A 20439-nucleotide genomic window follows, 5' to 3' on the forward strand; every position below is an offset into this window, starting at 1 on the left:
GAAATAACCGCGCCACTCCTCCCTTGCCGCCGTCAAACGCTCCCGTTCCGTTCCGTGAAGCCATGGAATATTAATTCCACTAGTTAGTCAATATGGAATGTTCATTCTTTCATGGGATCGCAAGAATGTGAAGCCCAGGTCACCTCTCACGGTGGGTGGATGGGGGCTTCACGCCAGCTCCTGAACCAGCGTATAGGGCCGGTATCTGGCGTATTCCGTCTCGGGCACGTCGACGTCGAGCAATTCGAGGTTGCGGGTCAGGTTTGCCAGCTTGGCGGTGCCGGTCAGCACCGTGGCGACCGCAGGTTCATGCAAGGGGAACTGGAACGCGGCAGCGGCCAGCGGATAGCCACCCTCGGTGGCGATCCTTTCCATCGCACCGACGCGGTCCAGCACGTCGTGGTTGGCGGGCAGGTAGTCGAAATGCGCGCCTTGCACAGGCCCGGTCGCCAGGATGCCGGAGTTGAACACGCCGCCGATGACCAGTGAGGTCTGTTGTGCCCTGCACAATGGCAAAAGTTCCGCTTCGGCGCTGCGGTCGAGCAAGGAATAGCGGCTGGCGAGCAGGATGCAATCAAGTGGCGCCCGACGCATCACATCGAGGCAGATCTGGACCTCGTTGACGCCAAGCCCATAGGCGGAAATGACGCCGGATCGCTTCAGCTCTTCGAGTGCCTTGAGGCCGCCGTCCATGAACTCGCGAAAATGCAGTTTGGTTTTCTCTACGCCATGCGTATAGGCGCCGATGTCGTGGACGAACAGGATGTCGATCTTGTTGAGGCCAAGCCGCGCATAGCTGAAATCGACCGAACGCATGATGCCGTCATAGGAATAGTCGTAGTCTAGCGCGAACGGCAGCGGATCGACATAGGAGTGATCGGGAACACGGTCGTCCGGAACGGGACGGAACAGGCGGCCGACCTTGGTCGACAACACATAGGAATCGCGCGGCTTGTAGCGCAGGAAGTCGCCGAAGCGGCGTTCCGACAGGCCGAAACCGTAGAAGGGTGCGGTGTCGAAATAACGCAGGCCGGCCTCCCAGGCGCCTTGCAGCGTCTCCATCGCCGACTCGCGCGAACAGGCGCGGTAGAGGCCGCCGATCGCGGCGCCGCCAAAGCTGATCTCGGTGACCTCGAGCGCGGTCTGTCCGATGCGGCGCTTGTTCATACGAAAACCTCCCTGCTGCCGACCGTATCCGGTTGGCAGCCTTCAGATATCAGTCAATCTAGTGCAATTGCTAGAAAAGTGTGTAACGGTTTTCCGTCCGGAATTGAGCAAAAACAAAGAGTTAGAGCGTTGCACCAAGATGCCAGGGCACGAACTCGTTGTCGCCGTAGCCGAAATCCTCGCTCTTGGTCTTGCGGCCGGAAGCCGTCTCGACGATCAGTTCGAAGATCTCGCGGCCCATGCCGGCGATGGTTTTCTCGCCCGAGGCGATGACGCCGCAGTTGACGTCCATATCCTCTTCCATGGTGTGGTACATAGTCGAGTTGCTGGCGACCTTGATCGACGGCGTCGGCCGGCAGCCGAAGCACGAGCCGCGGCCGGTGGTGAAGACGATGATGTTGGCGCCGCCCGCCACCTGTCCGGTGGCCGACACCGGGTCGTAGCCGGGCGTGTCCATGAACACCAGTCCGTTGCCGATGACCTTTTCGGCATAGCCGAAGACGCCGTTGAGCGGCGTCTGGCCGCCCTTTGCGACGGCCCCCAGCGACTTCTCCAGGATGGTGGTGAGGCCGCCGCGCTTGTTGCCGGGCGAGGGGTTGTTGTCGATCGAGGCGCCATGCTTGGCGACGTGATCCTCCCACCACTTGACGAAACCGTCGAGCTTCTGCGCGATCTCCGGTGTTGCCGCGCGATAGGCAAGCAGGTGCTCGGCACCATAGATCTCGGTTGTCTCTGAAAGGATGCCGATGCCGCCGACGCCGGCCAGGATGTCGACGGCTGCGCCCAGCGCCGGATTGGCCGTAATGCCGGACATGCCGTCGGAGCCGCCGCATTGCAGGCCGACGACGATCTCACTGACCGGGATCGGCTCACGCTTCAGCTGGCCGACTTCCTCTGCGATCTCGGCCAGCACCAGCATCGCCTTTTCGACCGATTTGCGCGAGCCGCCCGCGTCCTGGATGTTGAAGTGGCGCTTGCCGGCGGCAGCGCCCTTCTGGCCATAGAGCGTGAGCTGATTGACCTCGCAGCCGAGCCCGACCATCAGCACGCCGCCGAAATTGGGATGGCGGGCATAGCCGGCGAGCGTGCGATGCAGCACCATCATGCCGTCGCCGGTGCCGCTCATGCCGCAGCCCTGGCCGTGAACGATCGGGACGAAGCCATCGATGCCGGGATATTTCGGCAACAGGGTCCGGTTGGCTTGGTCGGCGATGGCATGGCAAACAGTGGCCGAGCAATTCACGCTGGCGATGATGCCGATGAAGTTGCGCGTACCCGCACGACCATCGGCTCGGCGATAACCCATGAAGGTGCGGCTGCGGTCGGCTTCTGTCGCGTGCTCGGCCTCGCTCGGCGGCACTACGGGCAAACGGCCGGATTCGAAAACCAGATTGTGTGAATGAACATGCTCGCCCGGCGCTATGTCCTGTGTCGCGCGGCCGATTGCCTGGGCGTATTTCACCACGGCCTCGCCGGTGGCGATCGGCTTGATCGCCACCTTGTGGCCGGGCTCGATCAGCGCAGTGGCGACGGCACCGCCCGGCAGCGTGGTGCCGATCTCGATGCGGCCGTTGGCGACGGCGACATTGTCGGCGGGAGACAGAAGAATGCTGTTGGAGGCGTTCACGGGCGGTTTCCTGGGTGATCCTGGGATGCGCGGGCGGATTGACACGCGCCTGTTAAAAGATAATGTCTTTTATCGTGAAAAAACAGTTTTGCGTCAATTGTTTTTTCGCTGGGGAGTTCCGCATGTCCTTGGGTGTTCCGAAAAGCGGTTTCGCTTTTCAGGGGTCATGGGAACGTCATATTGCGCTTCAAGCCAGCAGCCGCAAGCGACGGCGTGCAACGGGTCAGGGATGTCGAAGAGCAACAACGTCTACAAGGATGCCTACAACAGGTGCCTCAGGCTGCTCGATGAAACACGCAGCCTGCCTTCGGAGCCGGAGCTGGGGACATTGCTTGGTGTCAGCCGGACAACCGTCCGCACCATCCTGGCGCGCATGGAAGAGACCGGGCTGATCGCCTGGAACAAGCGCGCCAAGACGGTGCTGCGCGAACCGCGTCCCGATGATTTCTTCCCCGAGGAAGAGACCGACACGCTGGCCGAAATCATCGAGCGGTCGTTCATGCGACGGCTGCTCGCCGGCGGCGCCGAGGCCGGCATGCAGATCAACGAGCTAGAACTGGCGCGCGAGATCGGCGTCGGCACCACCAGCGTGCGCGAGTTCCTGATCCGCTTCTCCCGCTTCGGCCTGATAGAGAAGCGCCGCAACAGCCATTGGGTGCTGAAGGGCTTCACCCGTGCCTTCGCGCTGGAACTGACCGAAATCCGCGAAATGTTCGAACTGCGCTCGGCGGCAGCCTTCGCCGCTCTGCCGCAGGACAGCGCGGTCTGGACCGATCTCGACCGCCTGGAGGACGAGCATCGCTTGCTGGCAAGCGAAATCGCCACCCGCTTCAACGAATTCTCGGAGCTGGACGAGCGCCTCCATCGGCTCATCCACCGGGCGTCGCACAACCGCTTCATCGTCGATTTCTACGACGTCATCGCCATGATCTTCCACTATCACTACCAATGGAACAAGGCGCAGGAGCGCGAGCGCAACGAGGTCGCGATCGGTGAGCACCTCGCCTATATCGCGGCACTCAAATCGCGCGATCTCGGCAAGGTCGACGCCGCCTGCCGCAAGCACCTGAAGTCGGCGCGCCAGACATTACTGACCTCTATCCCGGAGAGCCGGCCGCCACTGAAATCCTAATATGCCGCGTTGCCGCAGCATCGAATTTGCCGATTTTCGACCTGCCCCTACCGTGATAGGTATCGCTCCGGTGATTGCTCGATGAGGCAGATCGTTTGAACGGCCGGGAGAAACGGTGGAGCATTCTGGTCGCGCTTGTCGCGGCCTATCTGCTGTTGCTCCAGTCGACGCTCGGTGCGTTCGCGTTCGGCACCGCGCCGAATGCGTCACAACTCGATGCCTTCGGCAACGTCATCTGTACCCGTGAGGGTGCGACCCAGCTTCCCGGCGGCAACCCGCCGCCGTCGCATCTGCCGGCATGTTGCATGCTTGGCTGCAGCATGTTTTCGCCGGCCTTTGCACCGCCGCCCGTTGTGGGGCTTGCCCTGGGCGCGCGTTCCTTTGAGGCCGTCGCCTTCGTCTTTCCGGCGGCCATCCATCTCGACTTCGCGCGTGAGCGTTCGCCGTCGAATCCGCGCGCGCCGCCGCGGACGGCCTGAGTCTGTCTGCCCGCCGGAACCTTTCGCGGGCGTACCCATCCAAACATCAAACTGTCCGCGACCGGCAACGGCGCGACCTTCACTTCATGGAGCAACCATGTCCCATTTTTTCCGCACTGCCGCGCGTCCCAAGCCCGGCAGCATTCGACGCAGCTTCGAGGCGGGTCTCGGCATCGCCGTACTGGCTTTTGCGCTGTTGTTCGCCGGCGCCCAGACCGGCTTCGCACATGGATTCAAGATCGGCGATCTCGAGATCGGGCACCCCTGGTCACGTGCCACGCCGGCCGGCGCCAAGGTGGCCGGCGGCTACTTCACCATTACCAACAAAGGCAGCACGCCGGATCGGCTGCTGTCGATTTCCACCGACATCTCGGGAAAGGCCGAGCTGCATGAGATGGGCGTCAAAGACGGCGTCATGACCATGCGGCCGGTTGCTGGCGGCCTGGAGATTCCGGCTGGCGGCAAGGTCGTTTTGGGACCCGGCAGCTATCATGTGATGTTCATGGATTTGAAGCAGCCACCCAAGCAAGGCGAGATGTTCGCCGCCACCCTGACCTTCGAAAAGGCCGGGACGGTGACGGTCGAATTCGCAGTGCAGGCCATGGGCAGCCCTGCGCCTCAAGAAGACAATGACTGAACCGGCCATCGTATTGATCAAGATTCTAGAGGAACCATCATGAACAAGTACCTTTTGTCGGCCGGTGCGCTTTTTCTGCTCGGGACAAGTGCTGCCTTCGCGCACATCACGCTCGAAACCCAGGAAGCGGCTGTCGGCTCGACCTACAAGGCTGTCCTGCGCGTGCCGCATGGTTGCGACGGCAAGGCGACGATCGCCCTTCGCGTGCAAATCCCGGAAGGGGTGATCGCGGTGAAACCGATGCCGACGCCGGGCTGGACGCTGCAGGTCAAGAAGGGCAATTACGACAAATCCTACCAGCTCTACGGTCAGGCGGTGACCGATGGGGTCAAGGAAGTCGACTGGAGCGGCGGCAGCCTGCCGGATGAATTTTATGACGAGTTCGTTTTCCGCGCGACGCTGACGGCCGATCTCCCCGTGGGCCAGAAGCTCTACTTCCCGGTGGTGCAGGAATGCGACGGCGCCGCTGATCGCTGGATCGAGATCCCGGCAGCAGGGCAGGATGAAGACGCCCTGGAAAATCCGGCGCCCGGCATCAAGCTGTTGCCGAAGAGATGATGTCTTTCGGCGGCGCGCTTCGTTCGCGGAACGCGCCACCATTTCATGGCAATGGCATGATCGCGATATCCTCACTTCGGATGGTTCACATGGCCAGCAAGCTCGTCAGCCGGGTTGCCGGGGGCTTTCTGGCGATGCTGCTGCTGCTCATCGTCATGGCCTCGACAAGTCCGGCCTTAGCTCATGCCGCGCTGATTAAGACCGACCCGGCCGACGGCGCGGTGCTGGCACAGGGGCCGACACAGTTCTCGCTGACCTTCAGCGAGCCGGTCTCGCCGCTGGTGCTGACGCTGGTGAGGCCCGACGGCACGCCGGTTCCATTGACCGCCTTCCGCCTCAGCGACCAGACGGTCGAAATCGACAATCCGCAGGACCTCAAGTCCGGCACGCATGTGCTGAGTTGGCGCGTCATCTCCGCAGATGGTCATCCGGTAGGCGGTTCGCTGCTGTTTTCCATCGGCGCGCCAACAGAGCCGCCGGTCGTGTCCGAGGCCGTCGACTGGCCGCAGCGATCGGCAATCTGGCTCGGCAAGGTTCTGCTCTACGTCGGCCTTTTCCTTGGCGTCGGCGGCGCTTTCGCCCTTGCCTGGCTGGCCCAACGCGGGCCGTCCGGCCGGCGCTTCGTTATCGGGGCAATCCTTTGCGGGCTGGTCGCGGCCCCGGCGTCGCTCGGCTTGCAGGGGCTTGATGCGCTCGGGGCGCCGCTCTCCCATCTAGCGCGGCCGGTCATATGGCGGACCGGGCTCGATACCAGCTTCGGCTGGACGGTGCTGGCAGCGCTGATCGCCCTGGGGCTCGGCCTGCTGTCGCTGGCCGGGCCGCGCGTGGCCGCCAAGCCAGTCGCGCTGGCTGGACTTGCCGGTGTAGGTATTGCGCTGGCCGCCAGCGGCCATGCCAGCGCCGCCGAACCGCAATGGCTGACGCGACCGATGGTGTTCCTGCACGGCGTCGGCATCGCTTTCTGGGCCGGCGCATTGGTGCCGCTCGGTCTGGCGCTGAAAGGTCAGTCCGCGGAGGTCGCGCCACTCCTGCGGCGGTTCTCACGCATGATCGTGCCGGTGGTGGTCGTGCTTGTCGCTGCCGGCATCGTGCTTGCCGTCATCCAGGTGCAGACGCCGGCGGCGTTGGTAAACACCGCCTATGGCAAGCTGCTGCTGATCAAGCTCGGGCTGCTGGTCTTTCTGTTCACGCTTGCCGCCGTCAACCGCTGGAAACTCACCGCATCGGCCGAGGCCGGAGCGACGGAAGTGCAGCACAGGCTCGCCCGCTCGATCTGCGCCGAAATGCTGATCGTGCTGGCGATCTTCGGTGTCGCCGCGGGCTGGCGCTTCACGCCCCCACCACGGGCGCTGGCGATCGCCGCGGCGCAACCGGTCTCGGTCCATATCCATACGCTGCAAGCGATGGCCGATCTCAGCATCACGCCCGGCCATGCCGGACCGGTCGTCGCCTCGATGATCATCATGACCGGCGACTTCGGACCGCTCGACGCCAAGGAGGTGACGCTGGTGTTGTCGAAGCCCGTTTCAGGCATCGAGCCGCTCAAACGTGCCGCGACCAAGCCCGGCGATGGCAGCTGGCGTGTCGACGATCTCGTGATCCCGGTCCCGGGACGCTGGACGGCGCGCATCGACATTCTGGTCTCGGACTTCGAGATGGTGAAGATCGAAGCGCCCGTCGATATCAGACCGTAATAGCTGGACCGCCAAGTGCCCCGAACTCGGCCGATGCAACACAATTCGGCGAGGCGGTTGACGCGGCCCGAAAGGCCCGTCAATCATCTCGCCGAAGAATGGGCATCCCGGCAAACCGCGAGCTCGAACCAACAAGATCCGAAAGCAGGGAAGAAACGATGGAAAAAGCCGAAATCGGCCTGATCGGCCTTGGCACGATGGGCTCCAACCTGGCGCTCAACATCGCCGAGCACGGGCACCGCATCGCTGTCTTCAACCGCACCAGGGCACGCACCGACGCTTTCGTCGAGAATGCCGGCGCGCTGAGGGACATGGTGGTGCCTTGCTACAGCCTGGAGGAACTCGCCGCCGCGATCCGGCCGCCACGCCCGATCATCATCATGGTGCTGGCCGGCAAGCCGGTCGACGAACAGATCGAAGCCTTGCGTGGCGTGCTGTCGGCCAACGACATCGTCATCGATGCCGGCAACGCCAATTTCCGCGACACGATGCGGCGCTTCTCCGAGCTTTCGGGCTCGGGGCTGACTTTCATCGGCATGGGCGTGTCCGGCGGCGAGGAGGGCGCGCGCCACGGGCCGTCGATCATGGTCGGCGGCACCGAGGATTCCTGGAAACGCGTCGAGAACGTGCTGACAGCGATCTCCGCCAAATTCAACGACGAGCCCTGCGCGGCCTGGCTCGGCACCGACGGCGCCGGCCATTTCGTCAAGACCACCCATAACGGCATCGAATATGCCGACATGCAGATGATCGCAGAAATCTACGGCATCCTGCGCGACGGCCTCGGCATGGGGCCGAAGGATATCGGCACGGTGTTTTCCAACTGGAACAAGGGCAGGCTCAATTCCTACCTGATCGAGATCACCGCCAAGGTGCTGGCCGCAGACGACCCGAAGACCGGCAAGCCGGTGGTCGACATCATCCTTGACCGCGCCGGCCAGAAGGGCACCGGCAAATGGTCGGTCATCGAGGCGCAGCAGCTCGGCATTCCGGCGACCGCGATCGAGGCGGCCGTGGCGGCGCGCGTGCTGTCGTCGATCAAGGACGAGCGGCAGGCGGCGGAAAAAGCCTATGGCAATATCGGCGTGACGAAGATTTCCGGCGACAGGGACGCATTGCTTGGAGATCTCGAACTGGCGCTTTTCGCCGGCAAGATCGCGGCCTACGCGCAAGGCTTTGCGGTGATGAGCGGCGCCTCCAAGGAGTTCAACTGGAACCTGCCGATGCCGACCATTGCCAGGATCTGGCGCGCCGGCTGCATCATCCGCTCGCAGATGCTCGACACCATGGCCGAGGCGTTCGGTTCCGGCGGCGCATCGACCAATCTTCTGATGGCGCCGGCCTTTATCGCCCTGATGCAGGAAGCGCATCCGTCGCTGCGGCGTATCGTGGCAAGGGCATCGGAGGCAGGCTCGCCGGTGCCGGCGCTGTCTTCCGCACTTGCCTATTTCGACAGTTACCGCCAGGGCCGCGGCACCTCGAACCTGATCCAGGCGCAGCGCGACTTCTTTGGCGCGCATGGCTTCGAGCGTATCGACGGACCGGGTGCATTCCACGGGCCGTGGGGCAGTGGTGCAGCTGGCTGAAAATAGCTAATCCACCGAACGCCGATAGGCCAGCACCTCGCCCGGCACGCTCAGGCTCTGCAGCGTGCCGGGCGCGGCGCCGCCGATCCAGCCGAGCACGGAGCGGGCGAGTTCGGAGCCCGCCAGCCGGAAGTTCTCGTTGACGACCAGCAATTCGCTGCGGAACAGATGCAGCAGGTCCGACGATTGCTTGGAGACGACATCGACGTCACGGCCAAGCTTGAGGCCGGCATCCTCGATGCCGGCGACGATGGCCAGTGTCGCGGCGGCGGCGCTGCTGACGAAGCCGTCCGGCCGGTCTTCGCGGCGCATCACTTGCGCGGTCCGCATTCTGATCTGCTCGATCGTATGGTCGATAGAAACGGTGTTGAAGGGGATTTCGCTGGCGCCAACCTCGCTCAGCGCATCGGCAAAGCCGTTGACGGTGTGACTGTGGTAGGTCAGCCCGACGGGCGGCGACAACAAAGCGAGCCGGCGGCGGCCGATGCCGGCCAGACGACGCACGGCTTCCACCGCAAAAGCGTAGTTGTCGAAATCATGATAGGGGTGGACCAGCCCCATATCGGTGCGGCCATGCGTGGCAAAGGGAATGCCGTGCTCCAGCATGTAGCGGGCCCGTGGATCATTCGGCTGCGTGCGTGAGATGATGACGCCGTCGGCGGAGCCCGTCTCGACCAGGTAGCGTATGGGGTCGAGCGGATCCTGCGAGCGCGAATAGGGCGTGACGATCAGGTGGTAAGGTGTGTCGGCAATGACCTCCGAAACGCCGTAGATGATGTCCGAGACGAAGCTCATGATCTCGCGTTCGGTGTTCAGCACGAGGCTGATGACATTGGTCCTGCCGGTGCGCAGGCGCACGCCGGCGCGGTTCGGCCGGTAGCCGATCTGCTTGGCGACGAGCTGGACACGGCGCCTTGTTTCGGCGCCGATTTCCGGGGCGTCCTTCAAGGCCCGCGACACGGTGGTGACGCCGAGCCCGGTCATGAAGGCAAGCGTCTTCAACGTCGGCCGCCCCTGCGCCAACGCCTCTGCGTTCTTTTCTGTACGCCGTCTGTCCATTCGTCCCGCCCGTCAGGCGCATAGCAGTCGCGGGCCGGGTCGGCAATCGCCGCTATTGCGATACAGTGTGCGTTCCAGCCCCGGCAAGCGTCAGTATACTGAAACGTTACAGATTGCCAATGTCGAGATGCGGCCGCTAACGGCGAGGCGGACGGCTCTCTTGCGAAACCCATTGGGATTGCAGAAGAAATCGCCTTCGCCATCGTCTTTTTCCGACTTTCGCGCCAATTTTGATGTTTTGCGGCGCAGCGATCCATGTTGCGGTGCATATGAAAGCGAGCGCTCATATGAATTTGTTCGCGGCTCGAAAAAATGTCCTGCTCGGTTCGTTCATGGGGGTTGCGCAGTCCGCGCAATTCCCGTATCCAAAATCTGTAACGTTTCAGATTCTGGGAGGAACCGAAATGCGATACAGACTTTTGACCGCTGCGCTGGCAGCGACGGCTACTCTGCAATTTGCCGGTCCGGCCGCCGCGACGGACCTGGAAGTCACCCATTGGTGGACTTCAGGTGGCGAGGCCGCGGCCGTGGCGGAACTCGCCAAGGCATTCGACGCCACCGGCAATCACTGGGTGGATGGCGCCATCGCCGGTTCCGGCGGCACGGCGCGGCCGATCATGATCAGCCGCATCACCGGCGGCGATCCGATGGGCGCCACCCAGTTCAACCACGGCCGACAGGCGGAAGAGCTGGTGCAGGCCGGCCTGATGCGCGACCTCACCGATGTTGCCACCAAGGGCAAGTGGACGGAAGTCGTGCGGCCGAAGAGCCTGCTCGACAGCTGCACCATCGACGGCAAGATCTATTGCGTACCCGTCAACATCCATTCCTGGCAGTGGCTGTGGCTGTCGAACGAAGCCTTCGAGAAGGCCGGCGTGCCGGTGCCCAAGGACTGGAATGAATTCGTGGCAGCCGCGCCGGCGCTGGAGAAGGCAGGCATCGTCCCGCTCGCCGTAGGCGGGCAGGCCTGGCAGTCCTCCGGCGCCTTCGACGTGCTGCTTGCCGCGGTGGGCGGCTCGGATGCATTCCTCAAGGTCTACAAGGACAAGGATGCCAAATTCGCCGCCGGTCCCGAGGTCGCCAAGGTCTTCAAGGCCGCGGACGATGCCCGCAAGATGGCAAAGAACACCAATGTGCAGGACTGGAACCAGGCCACCAACATGGTCATTACCGGCAAGGCCGGCGGCCAGATCATGGGTGACTGGGCGCAAGGCGAGTTCCAAGTTGCCGGCAAGACCGCCGGCAAGGACTATACCTGCCTGCCGGGCCTTGGGCTGAACGAAGTCATCGCTACCGGCGGCGACGCCTTCTACTTCCCGCTGCTCAAGGATGCCGACAAGTCCAAGGCGCAGGAGGTGTTGGCCGAGACGCTGCTCGATCCCAAGACGCAAGTCGCCTTCAACCTCAAGAAAGGCTCGCTGCCGGTGCGCGGCGACGTCGATCTCAATGCGGCGAACGACTGCATGAAGAAGGGCCTCGCCATCCTCGCCAAGGGCGCCGTCATACCGTGGACGGACCAGCTGCTCTCGCAGGACACCCAGAAGCAGAAGGAAGATCTTTTCGCCGAATTCTTCGCCAAGCCGGAATTGACCGTGGAAGAGGCGCAGAAGCGCTTCGCCGACCTCATCGCTTCGGCAGACTGACGTTGGAGGCAACCCACCTCGCTCCCGGCCTTGCGAACGCAGGGCCGGGACCACACCGCCCTTACCCAGCCGGCTGACGAGATGAGCAAGAGCGAACGCCCCAACCCGCTGTTCCGCAACCTCAATGCGAAGGTCGCCTCGATCCCGATGATCCTCACCGCTGGGGTGGTTTTCGTCGGCGGCACCCTTTGGACGGTGCTCTATTCCTTTACCAATTCGAAGCTCTTACCGCGGCTGAATTTCGTCGGGCTCGACCAGTATTACCGGTTGTGGGTGACGCCGCGCTGGCTGATCTCGATCGAGAACCTTTTGATCTACGGCGCGATCTCGCTGGTGTTCTCGTTGGTCATCGGCTTCCTCCTTGCCGCGCTGCTCGACCAGAAGATACGCTTCGAGGACACGTTCCGGACCATCTTCCTCTATCCCTTTGCGCTCTCTTTCATCGTCACCGGCCTTGTCTGGCAGTGGCTGCTCAATCCGGATTTCGGCATCCAGCATGTGGTGCGAGCGCTGGGTTGGGAGAGCTTCAGCTTCGACCCGCTCTACAATTCCAGCATCGTCATCTACGGCATATCGATCGCGGCATTGTGGCAAGGCACCGGGCTCATCATGTGCCTTATGCTGGCCGGCCTGCGTGGCATCGACGAGGACATCTGGAAGGCCGCGCGGGTGGATGGGATACCGATGTGGAAAACCTACCTGTTCATCGTCATCCCGATGATGCGGCCGGTCTTCATCACCACGCTCGTCATCATCGCCTCCGGCATCGTCAAGGTCTATGACCTCGTCGTGGCCCAGACCAGCGGCGGCCCGGGCATCGCCTCCGAGGTGCCGGCCAAGTACGTGTACGACTACATGTTCTTCGCCCAGAACCTCGGCCAGGGTTTTGCCGCTTCGACCATGATGCTGCTCTCGGTGGTGATCGTCATCGTACCATGGGCCTATCTCGAATTCGGGCGGCGCAAATGAGCATGGCAAACACCACCGCTCCAATCGCCGCCTCCAGCCAGGACATCGCCGGACCCCACGGCCCTAAACCGCGCCGTATGCTCTCGCGCCGCAACATCTTCCTCTACGGCACACTCTTTGTCGTGGCGGCCTACTACCTCTTGCCGCTCTACGTGATGGTCGTCACTTCGCTCAAGGGCATGCCGGAGATCCGGCTCGGCAACATCTTCTCGCCGCCGCTTGAGATCACTTTCGAGCCGTGGGTCAAGGCGTGGTCGTCGGCCTGCACCGGCCTCAACTGCGACGGGCTTTCGCGCGGCTTCTGGAATTCGGTGCGCATCACCGTGCCGTCGGTGCTGCTGTCGATAGCCATCGCCTCGGTCAACGGTTACGCGCTGGCCAATTGGCGCTTCAAGGGCGCCGACACTTTTTTCGTCATCCTGATCGTCGGCGCCTTCATTCCCTACCAGGTGATGATCTACCCGATCGTCATCATCCTGCGCGAGATCGGCCTCTATGGCAGCCTCAGCGGGCTGGTGATCGTCCATTCCATTTTCGGCATGCCGATCCTGACGCTTCTGTTCCGCAACTATTTTTCCTCGATGCCGGAAGAACTGTTCCGGGCGGCGCGCGTCGACGGGGCCGGCTTCTGGGGCATCTTCCTGCGCATCATGCTGCCGATGTCGCTGCCGATCTTCGTCGTCGCCGTCATCCTGCAGGTGACCGGCATCTGGAACGACTTCCTGTTCGGCGTCGTCTACACCCGCCCCGACACCTATCCGATGACGGTGCAGCTCAACAACATCGTCAACTCGGTGCAAGGCGTGAAGGAGTACAACGTCAACATGGCCGCCACCATCCTGACCGGGCTTGTGCCGCTTATCGTCTATTTCATTTCCGGCAAGCTTTTCGTCCGCGGTATCGCCGCCGGCGCGGTGAAAGGGTGATGGCGATGACGGCAGCCAACGGCACCAGCGTTTCGATCCAGAACCTGTCGCTCAATTTCGGTGCGGTCTCGGTGTTGCAGACGCTCAATCTCGATGTCGCCGAGGGCGAGTTCATCGTGCTGCTCGGCCCCTCCGGCTGTGGCAAGTCGACCTTGCTCAACTGCATTGCCGGCCTGCTCGACGTCTCCGAAGGCCGCATCTTCATAAAGGGCAAGAACGTCACCTGGGAAGAGCCCAAGGACCGCGGCATCGGCATGGTATTCCAGTCCTATGCGCTCTACCCGCAAATGACGGTGGAGAAGAACCTGTCCTTCGGGTTGCGGGTCGCCGGCACGCCAAAGGACGAGATCGGCAAGCGGATCGCGCGGGCGGCCGAAATCCTGCAGATCGAGCCGCTGCTGCAGCGTAAACCGGCGGCGCTCTCCGGCGGCCAGCGACAGCGCGTGGCGATCGGACGGGCGCTGGTTCGCGATGTCGACGTGTTCCTGTTCGACGAGCCACTCTCCAACCTCGACGCCAAGCTGCGTGCCGAGCTGCGCGTCGAGATCAAGCTGCTGCATCGCAAGCTGCAGAACACCATGATCTATGTCACCCACGACCAGATCGAGGCGATGACGCTGGCCGACCGCATTGCAGTGATGAAGGGTGGCATCATTCAGCAGCTCGATGCGCCGCAGACTATCTACAACCGCCCGGTCAACCGCTTCGTCGCCGGATTCCTCGGCTCACCCGCGATGAATTTCATCGATGGGCAACTCGAAAACGCGGACGGCGGTTGGCGGTTCGTGGCCGACGCTCTCAAGATTCCGCTCGGCACTTATGACTTTGCCGGGCATCCAGCACCCGGCCCGGCCGTACTCGGTATCAGGCCCGAGCATGTGAGCCTGAACAGTGGCACGGACTGGCCGTTCTCGACAGTCGCCAATGTCGAGGTGGTCGAACCCATGGGCTCCGACACGCTGGTCTGGCTGAAGCTTGCCCAGCAGAATTTCAGCGTTCGGGTCACCTCGGAACGCACGCCCAAAAACGATGAGGCGGTGACGGTCGGCTTCGATCCGATGCGCGCTTCGCTCTTCGATAGCGCAACCGGCAACCGCATCTAGCTTTCGAGAACCACTCTCCCAACGACAATCCACAAGCAGAACGGACAGAGACGATGAACTGGTCATTCCAACTTTACAGCGCCCGCAATTTCCAGCCCTGGGAAGGCGTCCTCGAGACGCTCGGCAAGCTCGGCTACACCCAGGTCGAAGGCTTCGGTGGCGTCTATGATGATCCCAAGGCGTTTCGCGCCGAACTCGACAAGAACGGGCTCGCCATGCCGACCGGGCATTTCTCGATCGACGCGCTCGGGAATGATTTCGACGGCGTGCGCAAAATTGCCGACACACTCGGCATCACGCTGCTCATCTGTCCTTTTCTGATGCCCGACCAACGCCCATCCGATGCCGCCGGCTGGCGCGGTTTCGGCGAGCGTCTGGCAAAGGTTGGCGACGCCGCGAAAAAGGCCGGCTACGGCTTTGCCTGGCACAACCATGATTTCGAGTTCAAGAAACTTGCCGACGGCTCGGTGCCGCAGGAACTCATCCTCGCGGCAGCGCCAGACATCGGCTGGGAAATGGACGTCGCCTGGGTGGTGCGCGGCGGCGACGATCCGCTGGCGTGGATCGAGAAGCATGGCAAGCGCATCAGCGCCGTCCACGTCAAGGACATGGCCAAGCCCGGCGAGGGACTGGACGAGGACGGCTGGTCGGATGTCGGCCATGGCACGATCGACTGGGCCGGCCTGATCAAGGTGCTGCGCGCCAAGAGTGCGGCCCAATACTACGTCATGGAACAGGACAACCCGAACGACATCGAGCGCTTCGCCCGCCGCTCGATCGCAGCCGTCAAGACCTACTAGGAGCAATCAGCATGGCAAAGAAACTTGGCATCGGCGTCATCGGCTGCGGCAACATTTCGAAGGCGTATTTTTCGCTGGCGCCGCTGTTTCGCGGCATCGAGATGCGAGCCTGCGCCGACATCAACATGGAAGCGGCGAAGGCGCGGGCAAAGGAGTTCAAGCTGCGCGCCGAAACCGTGGACGACCTGCTCAAGGCCGACGACATCGACATCATCGTCAACCTGACCATCCCGGCGGTGCATTTCGAGGTGTCGAAGCAAGTGCTCGACGCGGGCAAGCACGTCTACTCGGAAAAGCCCTTCGTGCTGTCGGTCAAGGAAGGGCTCGACCTGAAGAAACGCGCCGAGGCGAAAGGCCTGCGCATCGGTTCGGCGCCCGACACGTTCCTAGGCGGAGCGCATCAGCTGGTCCGCGACCTGATCGACACCGGCAAGCTCGGCAAGATCACCAGCGGCACCTGCCACGTCATGGGCCACGGCATGGAGCACTGGCACCCCAATCCGGACTTCTTCTTCCAGCCCGGCGCGGGACCGGTGCTCGACATCGGGCCGTACTACATCACCAATCTGATCCAGCTTATCGGACCGGTGAAGCAGGTGGCGGCCTTCGCGTCGACGCCAGCCAAGGAACGCACCATCAGCTCGAAGCCGCGCGCGGGCGAAAAGATCCCGGTCAACACGCCGACGACCATCCACGGCCTGCTGGAGTTCGAGAACGGCGCCGTGGTGACGCTGAATACCAGCTGGGACGTCTGGGCGCATGGGCACGCGCCGATGGAACTCTATGGCGAGGCGGGCACGGTGTTCGTGCCGGATCCGAATTTCTTCGGCGGCGACGTGCGCTTCACCGAAGACAGCAAGCCGGTCAAGAAGCTGCCGAAATGGAAGCATCCGTTCGGTGTTCCCAACGAGATGCATTCGCAAGGCATGATGGCCAACTACCGCACGGCCGGCCTCGCCGACATGGCGGTGGCGATCGCCGAAGGCAGGCCGCACCGCTGCTCGATGGAACTGGCGCTGCATGCCGTCGACGTGATGACTGGGCTGTTGCGCTCAGGCGAAACCGGCAAGTTCGTCGCCATGCAGACCAGCTGCGAACAGCCGGCCGCACTTGGCGTCAAGGAGGCCAAGGCGCTGTTGGCGAAGAAGAAGTAGACCAGGCACCCAACCCTCTCCCCGTTCCGGCCGGGAGGGGGTAAGGGTGGGGGGCAGAGCCGACTCGCCGCATTGTCGCGATGGCAGCCGACGGCTCGCTTCCATTTGAGGATTTTCCCATGCCCTACATCCCCGCCGAAAACCGCTACGAGACCATGATCTACAACCGCTGTGGTCGCTCCGGTCTGAAGCTGCCGGCGATATCGCTGGGGCTGTGGCACAATTTCGGCAATGACACACCGCACAAGACCAAGCAGGCGATCGTGCGCCGGGCTTTCGACCTTGGCATCACCCATTTCGACCTCGCCAACAATTACGGTCCGCCACCTGGCTCGGCCGAGACCGCTTTCGGCGAAATCCTGCGCACCGACTTCGCTGGTTACCGCGACGAGCTGATCATCTCGACCAAGGCTGGTTACGAGATGTGGGCTGGGCCTTACGGCGAATGGGGAGGGCGCAAATACATGCTGGCCAGCCTCGACCAGAGCCTGAAGCGGATGGGGCTCGACTATGTCGATATCTTCTATTCGCATCGCTTCGATCCCGATACGCCGCTGGAAGAAACGATGGGCGCGCTTGACCATGCCGTGCGCTCGGGCAGGGCGCTCTATGCCGGCATCTCGTCCTACAATTCGCAGCGCACGCGCGAGGCTGCCGACATACTGAAGCAGCTTGGTACGCCTTGCATCATCCACCAACCGAGCTATTCGATGCTGAACCGCTGGGTGGAGGAAGACGGCTTGCTCGATACGCTCGAAGGGCTCGGCGTCGGCTCCATCGTGTTCTCGCCGCTGGCGCAAGGCATGCTGACCGACAAATATCTCGGCGGCATCCCCGAAGGCAGCCGTGCCTCCCAGGGCAAGTCGCTGAAGACAGCCTTCATCAACGACAAGTCCATCGCCAACATCAAGGCGCTCGACGCCATCGCCGGCAAGCGCGGGCAGACACTGGCGCAGATGGCGCTCGCCTGGGTGCTGCGCAAGGGCAAGGTGACCTCTGCGCTGATCGGCGCGAGCCGGCCGGAGCAGGTCGAGGACTGCGTTGGCGCGCTCAAGGTGCTCGACTTCAGCGATGCCGAACTCGCGGAGATCGATAGCTATGCGCGCGAGTCCGACATCAACCTGTGGGCGGCTTCGGCCGAGCGCAAAGGTCCGCCGAGAAAGTAAGCTCGCTCGGTAAGCCGGCAAAATAAAACGCTTGGAACCTCTGCTGCCGTTTTTCAGGTCAAGCGAAGTGCTCCTGCTTCAGGGCGTGGCTGGTTTTTGGGCGGTGCCTAGTCCCGCCTTGGGTTTGGCCGGCGCCGGCGCCGGAGTTTTCATTTTCGCCTCGATCCAGCCGGTGTAGTTGGCCAGCCGTGTGTAGATGCCGTAGGCATCCTTGTGGCCGCAGGCCGCACTCCCGTCCGCCGGGCCTTCGCCCCAGCTGACGACGCCGACCTGGACCGGACCGTCGGCGCTGGTCATGAACAGCGGGCCGCCGCTGTCGCCGTTGCAGGCATCGCGCACGCCGCTGGTGGTGCCGGCGCAAATCATGTTGCTGGTCAGCGGGTCGGTCATGTCGGCGGCAATCGCATTGGCGGCCGCGTCGATGCCTTTCTCCGAATAACGCATACGGTGGGAGAGATCGCCAAGCGCGGCCTTCAGATCATGCGCATAGATCGCCTTGATGCCGCTGTTGCAGGCCTGGTTCGGCTGCAGGTCGAGGTCGGCAACCATCAGTGTGGTTGGAAAGGTGCCATCCTGCATCTTGCCCCAGCCGGTGACGGTGGTCTTGCCGGCATCGGGTGTGGCGTCATGGGTAACCTTGATGGTCGGCGCATCGGCCGGCTCTGCAAGCCGCAGCAGGCCGAGGTCGTTGTCGAGCGTCTGCTCGCTGTAACCCTCGTTGACGATGACCTCCAACACCTTGTGGCGCTTGCCCTCGCTGAGATCGGTGGCGCCGGTCAGCACGGTGACGGCGTCGGGAGAAATCGGCTGGCCCTTGTCGTTGAGGCAGTGGGCCGCCGTCAGAACCCATTGCGGCGCGATCAGGCTGCCGCCGCAGAATTGTGCATTGGCCTGCGAGGCCGGGTTCTCGTCCAGCCTATCGCTGGTGAGCAGCGCGACCTGAAACGGATAGGCGCCCTTTTCGGCCTGGTTGCCGCCATAGACGCGATCGGCGCCCTCGGGATTTTCCGCTGCAGCCTTGGCCTTGGCATCCGCGACGCGTTTCATCGGCGAGACCGCCGCTTCGGGCCTGGCGGTGTCATCCGCCTGGCTGGCGCTGACGGTGGCAAGAGCCGAGGCGATGGCGAGCGCCGACGCGGCGACGATCGGCCTGAACCGATGGATGATGTGCACCTGAAATCCTCCTGAGACACGTTCCCGAACGAGCCACTCCGGCGCATGATCAGCGAAACAGTCGCCAGCAAACCGGCGTCGCTTCGCGGATCGCGTTCCCGTGCGGAACCCGTTCAAAACCCTATAGCCCCCCACGGGCTACGTGGAAGCGATTTGTCATTCCAATGTTGTATTAATTTAGGCAGTATACCGGCGCGGGTGTCTTTGGCGGGGGCCTTCGACAGACCGCGTGGGGTGATGATCAGGTTCAGGCGCCGGTAACCAAACTCATTTTTCGGCTTCACCACGATCTCGACAATATTTCTGTATTTTGATCAAGTCCTTGCTGACTTTTGGGAGAGTCTCACCATGACAAAACTGACAAACGCTATCATTGCGTCCGCATTGCTTTCCACTGCAATGTGGACGGTCCCTGTTTTCGCCGCCGATCCTGGCTCCGCCAGTGCTGGAAATGGCGAAAGCATGCGGGACGTAACTTCAGGCGACTACAAGCCCGGGCGGGCAAAACCAATCGCGTCGCCGAAGCTGACTGACGAAGACAGCCGCGCCGCGCCGCTTGCTGACGAGGCAACGGCTGTCAAATCCTATGGCATCGTCGGACGTTCCGCGGATGGCAAGGAGATCAAGATCGAGCCGAGCGAAGCGTTGCGGGATCTTATCATCAAGGAACTGAACGCGCCGGCCAACGGAAAGGACGGGGCGCAGCGCAAGACCGAAGATCCTGACCTTGGCGAAGGCGAAGCCGGCCGCCAGGTTTTCGGCACCGACGACCGTGAGCAGGTCAAGAACACCAAGACCTATCCGTTCTCGGCAATCGGCTATCTCGAAGCCAAATCGCCGAAGACGGGCAACTATGGCAGCTGCTCGGCAACGCTGATCGGCCCGCGCACCGTGCTCACCGCGGCGCACTGCCTCTACAGCCACGAGGACAAGGACTGGCTCTCCGAATATCTGTTCGTGCCGGGCCTCAACGGCAGCACAGCAGACGACGCACCGTTCGGTGCCTTCACCTATGAAAGCGCTTACGTGCTGCAGGGCTTCATCGACAACTACCAGGGCTATTATGGTTCGGTCATTCCGTGGGATCTCGGCATCATCACGCTGAAGCAGGATGTCGGCACCAACCTCGGCTGGCTGGGCTACGCCAACTATGACGATCTCGGCGACTTCACCGCCAACCTCGTCGGCTATCCTGGCGACAAGCCGATGGGCACGATGTGGAAGGCGAACTGCGAAGTGCATGCCGAAAACATCGCTCCGGAATACTTCCAATATGACTGCGATACGTTCCCGGGGTCGAGCGGCAGCTCGGTCTATGCCTACGACAACAGCTCCAAGCAGCGCATCATCACCGGTGTCAACGTGGCGGAAAGCCCCGACGCGAACACTGCCGTGCGCTTGAACGCGGCCAACATCCAGTGGATCAACAGCCTGTATAAATAATCGCTGCGCAGTCACTGTGAAGACAAAGGGCGGCGGGGCAATCCCGCCGCCTTTTTTCATCCCGGTGCTTCCATGCGGCTTCTCTTGCACGAGGCCGGCTCGCCGACTACGCTCAAGGGGGCC

Annotated in this window: 18 protein-coding genes; 14 read left to right on the plus strand and 4 right to left on the minus strand. The window is 62.7% G+C overall.

Going from position 1 to position 20439, the window contains the following annotated elements; all coding sequences use genetic code 11:
* Nucleotides 1-168: 168 nt before the first annotated feature.
* Together AC1DZU_RS14110 and AC1DZU_RS14115 are read right to left on the minus strand one after the other, a co-directional pair.
* Complete coding sequence (locus tag AC1DZU_RS14110) at nt 169-1167, minus strand: aldo/keto reductase (RefSeq protein ID WP_477285562.1); 999 nt, start codon at nt 1165-1167, stop codon at nt 169-171.
* 121 nt (nt 1168-1288) lie between these two features.
* Nucleotides 1289-2794, minus strand: coding sequence for a UxaA family hydrolase (locus AC1DZU_RS14115; protein ID WP_477285563.1), 1506 nt, complete (start codon nt 2792-2794; stop codon nt 1289-1291).
* Between the two features lie 229 nt (nt 2795-3023).
* Between AC1DZU_RS14115 and AC1DZU_RS14120 the strand changes: the two genes are divergently transcribed.
* From AC1DZU_RS14120 to gndA, 6 genes are all read left to right on the plus strand, one after another.
* A complete protein-coding gene (locus AC1DZU_RS14120) occupies nt 3024-3926 on the plus strand; it encodes a GntR family transcriptional regulator (protein ID WP_477285567.1) in 903 nt (300 codons plus the stop codon).
* A 122-nt stretch (nt 3927-4048) separates the two neighbouring features.
* The gene (locus AC1DZU_RS14125) at nt 4049-4405 is read left to right on the plus strand and encodes a DUF2946 family protein (RefSeq protein WP_477286062.1); all 357 of its coding nucleotides are present in this window, start codon (nt 4049-4051) and stop codon (nt 4403-4405) included.
* Between the two features lie 97 nt (nt 4406-4502).
* Entirely contained in the window at nt 4503-5042 is a 540-nt protein-coding gene (locus AC1DZU_RS14130; protein ID WP_477285569.1) for a copper chaperone PCu(A)C, read from the plus strand.
* 39 nt (nt 5043-5081) lie between these two features.
* Nucleotides 5082-5600 (plus strand): YcnI family copper-binding membrane protein, encoded by a 519-nt coding sequence (locus AC1DZU_RS14135; RefSeq protein ID WP_477285571.1) that lies wholly within the window; start codon nt 5082-5084, stop codon nt 5598-5600.
* Nucleotides 5601-5680: 80 nt separating this feature from the next.
* On the plus strand, nt 5681-7294 hold the full coding sequence (locus AC1DZU_RS14140; protein WP_477286065.1) for a copper resistance CopC/CopD family protein: 1614 nt from the start codon (nt 5681-5683) through the stop codon (nt 7292-7294).
* Nucleotides 7295-7452: 158 nt separating this feature from the next.
* Nucleotides 7453-8880, plus strand: coding sequence for an NADP-dependent phosphogluconate dehydrogenase (gene gndA / locus AC1DZU_RS14145; RefSeq protein ID WP_477285573.1), 1428 nt, complete (start codon nt 7453-7455; stop codon nt 8878-8880).
* 6 nt (nt 8881-8886) lie between these two features.
* Here gndA and AC1DZU_RS14150 read toward each other — a convergent pair whose 3' ends face one another.
* Nucleotides 8887-9939: a LacI family transcriptional regulator gene (locus tag AC1DZU_RS14150; protein WP_477285575.1), complete on the minus strand. Its 1053-nt coding sequence runs from the start codon at nt 9937-9939 to the stop codon at nt 8887-8889.
* 404 nt (nt 9940-10343) lie between these two features.
* Between AC1DZU_RS14150 and AC1DZU_RS14155 the strand changes: the two genes are divergently transcribed.
* The 7 genes from AC1DZU_RS14155 to mgrA all read left to right on the plus strand — a co-directional run bounded on the left by AC1DZU_RS14155 (nt 10344) and on the right by mgrA (nt 17700).
* A complete protein-coding gene (locus AC1DZU_RS14155; RefSeq protein ID WP_477285577.1) occupies nt 10344-11582 on the plus strand; it encodes an ABC transporter substrate-binding protein in 1239 nt (412 codons plus the stop codon).
* Nucleotides 11583-11663: 81 nt separating this feature from the next.
* Nucleotides 11664-12551: a carbohydrate ABC transporter permease gene (locus tag AC1DZU_RS14160; RefSeq protein ID WP_477285579.1), complete on the plus strand. Its 888-nt coding sequence runs from the start codon at nt 11664-11666 to the stop codon at nt 12549-12551.
* Nucleotides 12548-13477, plus strand: a complete 930-nt coding sequence (locus tag AC1DZU_RS14165) for a carbohydrate ABC transporter permease (protein WP_477285581.1) — start codon at nt 12548-12550, stop codon at nt 13475-13477. Before AC1DZU_RS14160 ends, AC1DZU_RS14165 begins: the two co-directional genes overlap by 4 nt.
* 5 nt (nt 13478-13482) lie before the next feature.
* Nucleotides 13483-14580: an ABC transporter ATP-binding protein gene (locus AC1DZU_RS14170; RefSeq protein ID WP_477286067.1), complete on the plus strand. Its 1098-nt coding sequence runs from the start codon at nt 13483-13485 to the stop codon at nt 14578-14580.
* A 53-nt stretch (nt 14581-14633) separates the two neighbouring features.
* Nucleotides 14634-15380, plus strand: a complete 747-nt coding sequence (locus AC1DZU_RS14175) for a sugar phosphate isomerase/epimerase family protein (protein ID WP_477285583.1) — start codon at nt 14634-14636, stop codon at nt 15378-15380.
* 11 nt (nt 15381-15391) lie between these two features.
* Nucleotides 15392-16534 (plus strand): Gfo/Idh/MocA family protein, encoded by a 1143-nt coding sequence (locus AC1DZU_RS14180; RefSeq protein WP_477285585.1) that lies wholly within the window; start codon nt 15392-15394, stop codon nt 16532-16534.
* Between the two features lie 119 nt (nt 16535-16653).
* Nucleotides 16654-17700 carry an L-glyceraldehyde 3-phosphate reductase gene (gene mgrA / locus AC1DZU_RS14185; RefSeq protein ID WP_477285587.1) on the plus strand — a complete coding sequence of 349 codons (1047 nt, stop codon included), beginning with the start codon at nt 16654-16656 and terminating at the stop codon, nt 17698-17700.
* Nucleotides 17701-17778: 78 nt separating this feature from the next.
* Here mgrA and AC1DZU_RS14190 read toward each other — a convergent pair whose 3' ends face one another.
* Nucleotides 17779-18873 carry a S1 family serine peptidase gene (locus AC1DZU_RS14190; protein WP_477285589.1) on the minus strand — a complete coding sequence of 365 codons (1095 nt, stop codon included), beginning with the start codon at nt 18871-18873 and terminating at the stop codon, nt 17779-17781.
* Between the two features lie 348 nt (nt 18874-19221).
* Between AC1DZU_RS14190 and AC1DZU_RS14195 the strand changes: the two genes are divergently transcribed.
* Entirely contained in the window at nt 19222-20316 is a 1095-nt protein-coding gene (locus AC1DZU_RS14195) for a trypsin-like serine peptidase (RefSeq protein WP_477285591.1), read from the plus strand.
* Nucleotides 20317-20439 lie beyond the last annotated feature (123 nt).

The sequence above is a fragment of the Mesorhizobium sp. P2_A12 genome, assembly GCF_056405075.1.